At 68.2% G+C, this 6,457-nt stretch carries 7 protein-coding genes; all 7 read right to left on the bottom strand.

All coding sequences use genetic code 11. The features are described 5' to 3' along the window. The coding region (locus E4P82_RS15920) for a hypothetical protein (protein ID WP_169249807.1) at nucleotides 1-769 on the bottom strand (769 nt) is incomplete at its 3' end. Nucleotides 770-786: 17 nt separating this feature from the next. Beyond that, the gene (locus E4P82_RS15915; RefSeq protein ID WP_169249806.1) at nucleotides 787-2,250 is read right to left on the bottom strand and encodes a hypothetical protein; all 1,464 of its coding nucleotides are present in this window, start codon (nucleotides 2,248-2,250) and stop codon (nucleotides 787-789) included. Nucleotides 2,251-2,378: 128 nt separating this feature from the next. Next, the gene (locus E4P82_RS15910) at nucleotides 2,379-3,338 is read right to left on the bottom strand and encodes a hypothetical protein (protein WP_169249805.1); all 960 of its coding nucleotides are present in this window, start codon (nucleotides 3,336-3,338) and stop codon (nucleotides 2,379-2,381) included. 38 nt (nucleotides 3,339-3,376) lie between these two features. Then, nucleotides 3,377-3,667, bottom strand: coding sequence for an IcmT/TraK family protein (gene icmT / locus E4P82_RS15905; RefSeq protein WP_169249804.1), 291 nt, complete (start codon nucleotides 3,665-3,667; stop codon nucleotides 3,377-3,379). After that, nucleotides 3,660-4,913, bottom strand: coding sequence for a type IV pilus twitching motility protein PilT (locus E4P82_RS15900; RefSeq protein ID WP_246327632.1), 1,254 nt, complete (start codon nucleotides 4,911-4,913; stop codon nucleotides 3,660-3,662). Before E4P82_RS15900 ends, icmT begins: the two co-directional genes overlap by 8 nt. Next, the gene (locus E4P82_RS15895) at nucleotides 4,901-5,884 is read right to left on the bottom strand and encodes a type IV secretory system conjugative DNA transfer family protein (RefSeq protein WP_169249803.1); all 984 of its coding nucleotides are present in this window, start codon (nucleotides 5,882-5,884) and stop codon (nucleotides 4,901-4,903) included. The genes E4P82_RS15900 and E4P82_RS15895 overlap by 13 nt, the downstream gene beginning before the upstream one ends. A gap of 11 nt (nucleotides 5,885-5,895) precedes the next feature. Next, entirely contained in the window at nucleotides 5,896-6,411 is a 516-nt protein-coding gene (locus tag E4P82_RS15890) for a DotD/TraH family lipoprotein (protein WP_169249802.1), read from the bottom strand. Nucleotides 6,412-6,457 lie beyond the last annotated feature (46 nt).

The following is a 6,457-nucleotide window of genomic DNA, read 5'->3' as shown; positions in this document are numbered from 1 at the left end:
TGAAAACCGCCGCCGGAGGGAGGTAATCCCCGGCCTTGTGGTCGGCGGCGGCCCGCGCGAGCGTCCCCCACAGCGCCCCGGCGCGGCGTTTGAGCCGCTCGGCCTCGGCCGTGGGCGCGGTCAGGGCCAGGACCCGTAGCGCCAGGAGACCGGCCAGGGCGCGGGCGTGGAGGGGCGCCTCGCGCCAGGGCGGTCCCCGTTGCGCGGCGAACACCCCCTCGGCGCGCGCCTCGCGCAGGGTCCAGCCGGTCGCGGTCGCTTCGAGCAGATCGTGATGGCGCAGGAACGCTTCGCTCGACAGGGCCATCCCCCAGGTCGGATGATCGAGCGGCAGGTCCAGGTGGCCGCGCCGCAAGGCGTGCAAGGCGAAGGGCCAGGGGTCTTTCATCGCCTCGGCCAAGCCCCGCAAATCGAAGCGGCGGCGAAAGCGGCCGGCCGGATGCCCCAGCAGGAGCCAAGCCCCCAACCCGGTCAACCCGGCGGCGAGCGGCCATCGCAGGATCAGACCCACACGTTCCAGGCCAAAGACCAAGGCATCGAAGCCGATGCGATCCGGCGCCGTCAAGGCACCCCGCAATGCGGTGGCCAGTGCGGCGGTGGCGGCGTCGTGAACGCCGAGCCGTTGCAACAGCCCCAGTTGGGCCAGCTTGAGATGGAATACCCAACCAACGAACGCCTCGCTCCACAGCCACCAGGCCACCACCGGCACCAGGATCGCCAAGATCCCGATCCAGAGGCCGTCCAGCGGATCGCGCGGACCGTGCTCCATCGCAGGGACCTTGCGGATTAGTTCGAGGGCGCGGGATTGGCGGTCCCCGCGCGCGGGCGTTGAAACGCCTGGCGGAGGACGAACGCCAGATCGCGCAACAGCCGCGCGGCGCACTCCACCAACACGGGACGATCCGTCGCCGGCGGCACGCCAAGACAAGCCGCCCGCAACCGGTCTTGTTGCGCGGGGGTGGGCGACCACCCCGTGCCGTCCGCCATCGATGCGCGCGTGGTTTGCGTCCACACCGCTTGGAGCCGCTCGAAGGCCGCGTGCGCGCGTTCGTGCCACAAGGCCACGTCGGGATCGGCCGCCTTTTGGCGCTCGAACAGCGCGTGCAGCGGATGGCGAGGCTGGGCGTGCACCTCCCGGAAGACCGTTGAGCGTTGACCGTCGGCGCTCCGTTGCGCCAGTCGATCCACCTCCCGCCAGAACGCCGCTAAATGAGGGTGCCGTTCCAATGGCCGGCTGGCCGCCTCGAAATCGGCCAACGCCTGTTCGGCGCGCGCCGCCGCGCGGTCGGTACCCGGTGTGGCGGACGACCGTTCCACAACACGATAGAAGCCGCTCTTGAAGCCGGTCTTGAAACCGGCGACGGCGCTCCCGAGCACGCCCCCGGCGAATTGGCCCAAGGTGGTGCTGACGCCACCGCCGGTGGGATAACCCGACACCGGCGGGTTCGATGCCCACGGCGGGGCGTTCGGTGGAGGCACCGGGCCAGCGGGTGCCTCTGGTTTCGCGGCCATCGCAGCGGACGGCGGCGAGTCCTTTTCGGCGGCGGGAGAGGGTGGCGAGTCCTTCTCGGCGGCGGGCGGTGGTGGTGGCGTGCTTCGCATCGCCGCTTCGCCGAGGCGCGTTTTCAGCGCGGCGCAGCGCAGATACCCCGCCACGGCGGCCGGCGGTTGCGCGGCCAGGACCTTGACCAGCATGGGCGGCAGGCCATGACCGGTTTGCGCGGCGGTGTGGGCGAGCGTCCGACAGCGCGTGGCCCAGTCGCCGTCGACGGTGGCCATCCCCCGCAACCAATGGTGGGCCGTGTCGTGAGGCAGGCGACCCGCGTGCACATCGACCGCCTTGCGGATCTTGAGCCAGTCGATGACCGCCGCATAGGGCAAGGTGGACGTGCCCGCCGTCGCGAACAACCGGGCATCCTCGTCGGATGGACGCCGATGGCGTGGCGCGTGTTGCAGCGCCTGACGCAAGGCGGATTGCGCCGCCGCTGGCGAGAGCCCGTTCAAGGCGTTCAATTGCGCGATCCAGTCATCGAAATAGGTGACCTCCGGAGCGGTGGGCGCGTCCGGGGACGCCTCACGCGCGGCGGTGGACGCGGCGGCCGAGGTGGCGGGCGACGGGGGCGTGCCGGTGGCGGGCGCGATCTCCACGTCGCCGGATTCAGTGGGTGACGCCTCGATGGGCGGTCGCTCGCCGGGGACGGCGCCACCACGGACCCGTTGGGATTGCGCTTTCAGGTGATCGAAAGCCATGAGGGCGATGCGCTCCTCTGGTTTGGGGCACGGCCGTCGTGAGGGGATTCATATCCATTGATAACTGATAACATAATCATGATGCTCGCTCCCCACGACGTGATCCGGTCGCCGCGTCGAGACTGACCTTACAGATCGGCCACCCCCGCCTTGCGGATCACGCGCCCGGTCGGGTCCTTGTAGATCGAGGCCGGCACCTGGGGCACCTTCAGCGCCTGGAACAGGGCCATGTTGAGACCCAGCGCCCGCTGGGTCGCTTCGCTCGTGTCGGGGCGGACCCGTCGCGAGCGCATCCAGGCGCTCAGCGTTTCGGGGCGCGGATCGGCCAGCAGCCCGCCGACGACACCCAGGTTCGCTTGCGAGGCCGTCAGCACGGCCACCGGCACCCACCGCACCTGCAACGTGCCCGCGCTCACCTTCTTGCGCAGCACCTTCCACTGCTGGTGGCAGTACGGGCAATAAGGATCGAAGAAGCAATACACCAGCGGTGCGCCGGCTTTCCCCTCCTCGATGACCGTGGCGTGGCCCAGTTGGTCCCACACCGTCCGAGGGGTGTCGGTCCGGGAGATGTCGGCCACCCCCGGCTTGTTCGGCCGCCGCCAAGTAAAATCGGTCTCCGCCTGGAGGGGCGCTCCGGTCAATCGAGCCAACCCGTGGGCGCGTCGTTCGGGTTCGGACCGATACAGCGGGGTCGAGCCTTCGGTATCGAGAGTGAGCGACCCATCCGGCGAATACACCTGACCCCGGATCACGAACCCTTCGCGCGTCGTGGCGATGAACGCCTGACGGCCGTCGGCGTCCGTCACCCGCCAGAAGCGCAGATCGTGGCCAATCACGCCAACCCGTTTTACCGTGACCCCGGTCTCGCGCAGGTGCTCGATGGCGGCCGGATCGGGTGGCGCGGCATCCGGCACGGGCACAGTTTCGGATGCGGGCACAGTTTCGGACACCGTCGCGGTTTCGGGCACCGACACGGCGGCGGGCGATTTTTCGGCGGCGTGGAGGGCACTCGCCGCGATCAGGGCGGCCAACCCCACCCCCGGTAGCCACCGCCGATCCGCCAGGTTTTTCAAAGAGTGTCGTTCCATTCGGGCGTTCCTCGTTCTGTCATGGGTCATGGGAAGGCTCACCACCGGCGTTGCCAATGGGGCGCGGTGGGACGAAGGTGGCCGCCACCGAGGGCGCGGATCAGGAACGCGCCAACCCAGCGATACGCGGAGCGGGCATCCAGTCCGAAATAGCGGATCGCCATCAGGAAGACGACGGCGCCGAGCGCCAGGCTGAAGGTCGACCAGCGAATGTGAATGGCCCACAGCACCAGGGGCCAGATCGCATGGCTCTCGATCCCCCACAGCATCGTCGGCAACGCGGTGTGACGCCATGGCGCTTGTTGAACCGCAAAGGCGTCATCAGCCATCGTGGGGGTCTCCACGATCGGCGGGATCGGAAGGATCGGCGCATCGGGTGACGGCCACGCCGCCGAGCGGATCGAGTTGGGTGCCGACCTCGCGATAGTGGTGTAACTCCGTGTCCGACAGGCGACCCGCGTCATGGAGCGCGTGCAAATCCAGGGTCAACGGGCGACCCTTTTGTCGGACCAGCTCGCGCGCGACCCGCGCCACCTGGCGAAAGGGCGCCTCCGCCAGTCGATCCTTCTCCGCCTGGGTGAAGTGCAAATACTCCCGCGCGGCGGCGCGGCGGCCGTCGACGGTCCGCACCAGGCGCTGCGTGACGATCAGCCGCAACGAGTCCAACAAGCCCGCCAGGCGACCCTCGCGTTCCGACACCGGAAACGGCTCCACCAGGCGCGTCAGGGTTTCCGGCACACTGTTGGTATGCGCGGTGGTGTAGACCAAATGACCGGTTTGCGCCGCCAGGATCATGGCGTCGATGGTGTCCGCGTCCCGCGACTCACCCACCAGGATGACCATCGGCTTGCGGCGCAAGCTATTGCGGACCCCCGCCGCGAAACTCTGGAGATGGACCCCGATCTCGTGTTGGGCGATGAGCGCGCGCGAGCGGGGCACGGCATCGTAGACGTACTCGATGGGCGACTCATACGCGATGATCTTGCGATGGGAATCGGGCTGCTCCAGCAAGGCGCGGATGATCGCGCCGAGCAAGGTGGTCTTGCCGGACCCGGTCGGTCCGGTGACGATGACCAGGCCCTGCTCGAAGGCCAGATGCGCGCGTAAATCCGTGGGCAGATCCAACTGGTCCAGGGTCGGCGGCGTGGTCGGGATGGTCCGAATCGTGATTTCCAAGCCCCACTCGCGGACGGCGCGGGCGGCGGTCATGTTCACTCGAAACCGCGCCAGATCCTGGCGGCCTCGGCGGATTTCATACGAGCAATCGATGTCCTCGCCCTGGGCCAGTTGACTGGGCGCGTTGTCGCCGTAGATCGCCTGCGCGCAACCGTAGGCTTCGGCGGCGCTCCAGCGCCGGCGCGTGATCGGACTCAATCGGCCAAAGCGTTCGACGAACACGAAATTGCCCGCCTGGATCGTGACATCCGACACGTCATGGTCCGCCGCCCACAACAGGAGACGGTCCAACCAGACCGGGTCGAACGCGGGCGGCTCGGCCAGCCCGGTGTCCAGGAAGCCCGCCAGTTCGGGGTCGTCGGGCATCGGCCGATTCTGGAGATCGACTAGCGTTCCCATCGGTTTCCCCACGGGTGGGCGGACGCGGACGACGACGCCTTTGTCACGACACCGGGCAACGACGCGTTCGTCGCGACACCGGGCGGCGCGGCCAATCCCAGCACGCGCAGGTGGATCTTGGGCGCCCGCTTCGATGGACGGTACGGCCGGGTCGGAACCGGTTTCCAGCGTTGGTTTTCCGTCTGGAAACGGGTGTTCTCGGCGATTTCCAACAGTCGGTCATTCACCCGCATGACATTCCGGTCGGTCGTGACCCCCCGTTGCCGTTCGGTCAGCCGGGGTGGGGTCACCATGCCCTTGGCCAGCAACTCGCGGTAGAGCGCCATCCCGATCAAATCCCGTTCCAGCCGGTTCAGTTGCACGGTCAAGGTTTGATCGGCCTGTTGGACCCCTCGGGTCCAGCCGTCCTCGACGGAACGCTCCCAATAGGCGACCTCCACCGCCTTGGCGCGGTCGGGCAACAGCGTCTCGTCGGGCGGGGCCGGGCGCGCGGCGCGCACGTACAAGTAGGTCCGCCAGTCCGGTGGAGCGACGGCGAGCTTAGCCGGGCGGACGATCGCGTAGACGGCATCGGCGAATTGCAGTTGCGCGTCATGGTGCTGGCGCACGGTGTCGCGCCCGGTCTGGATGACCGGCGGCAAGACGTTGTGGGCGAGGATCAGCGGCGCGAACGGGAAATTCCGATCGAGCATCCCGGCCTCTTCGTCCAACAGTTGATTGATTTCCCGTGCCCGCGCGTACAGTCCGGCCCGCGCCCCGTAGGCCAGGGCGGTTTCTTTCAGGGCCTCGGCCCGGATCGGGTTGATCGCGTCATCGGAGAGCGAACGGCCGCTTTTGACGTCTTCCAGACGCAGTGGGCCTTGATCGTCATGCGTGGTTTCCGATGCGGGCGTGCCGAGACCGGCGTGAGCACCGCCCAGGTTCAACGCCACCGCCAACGCCAACGCCACTTGAAGAGAACCGGATCGCATCGGTGACCTCCCTAGCCCCGCCGCCGCTTCGATGGACGGCGCTGGGCCGATGGCGGGCGGCGATGGTCGTAGAGAATGTCCACCACCCGGCGGCTCGGATCGACCACCAGTTGGCACCGCCAACTGGCCTGATAACCCGCGTCCGCCAACAGCTCGCCAATCGAACGGTCGTCCGCCTGAATGTTGATGGGCGTCAGGAGGCTGGATCGGCCGTAGGTCCTGACCTCGTAACCCGCCACCTCGGCGAGCTGATGGACGAACGGCTTCAGGTCGCCCTGATAGTCCACGGCGACACGGGTCCGCAGTTCCGGCGGGGCATCGTCGGTGGTCACATAGGTTTGGGCATGGACGCGGTGCGTGGCTTGCTCGACCACGGCCAGCCGGGCGAGGGCCTCGGCGATTCGGGCGCCGGAGTCGGCCAGTTGTTGGCGGTGACCGGAATCGACGGACGGGGCGGGCGCGGGCGATGGGGTGGCGCACGCGGACAGCCACAGCGCGGGAATGAGGAGCAGGGTTTTCGGGTTCATGAGCCTGGGATTCCTCCTATGCGGGCGCACAGTGAATACATCATAT

It is taken from the genome of Candidatus Competibacter phosphatis (assembly GCF_012939995.1).
Classification (GTDB): domain Bacteria; phylum Pseudomonadota; class Gammaproteobacteria; order Competibacterales; family Competibacteraceae; genus Competibacter; species Competibacter phosphatis.
The sequence above is the reverse complement of the archived record's forward strand: the minus strand, read 5'-3'. Positions and strand labels throughout refer to the sequence as shown.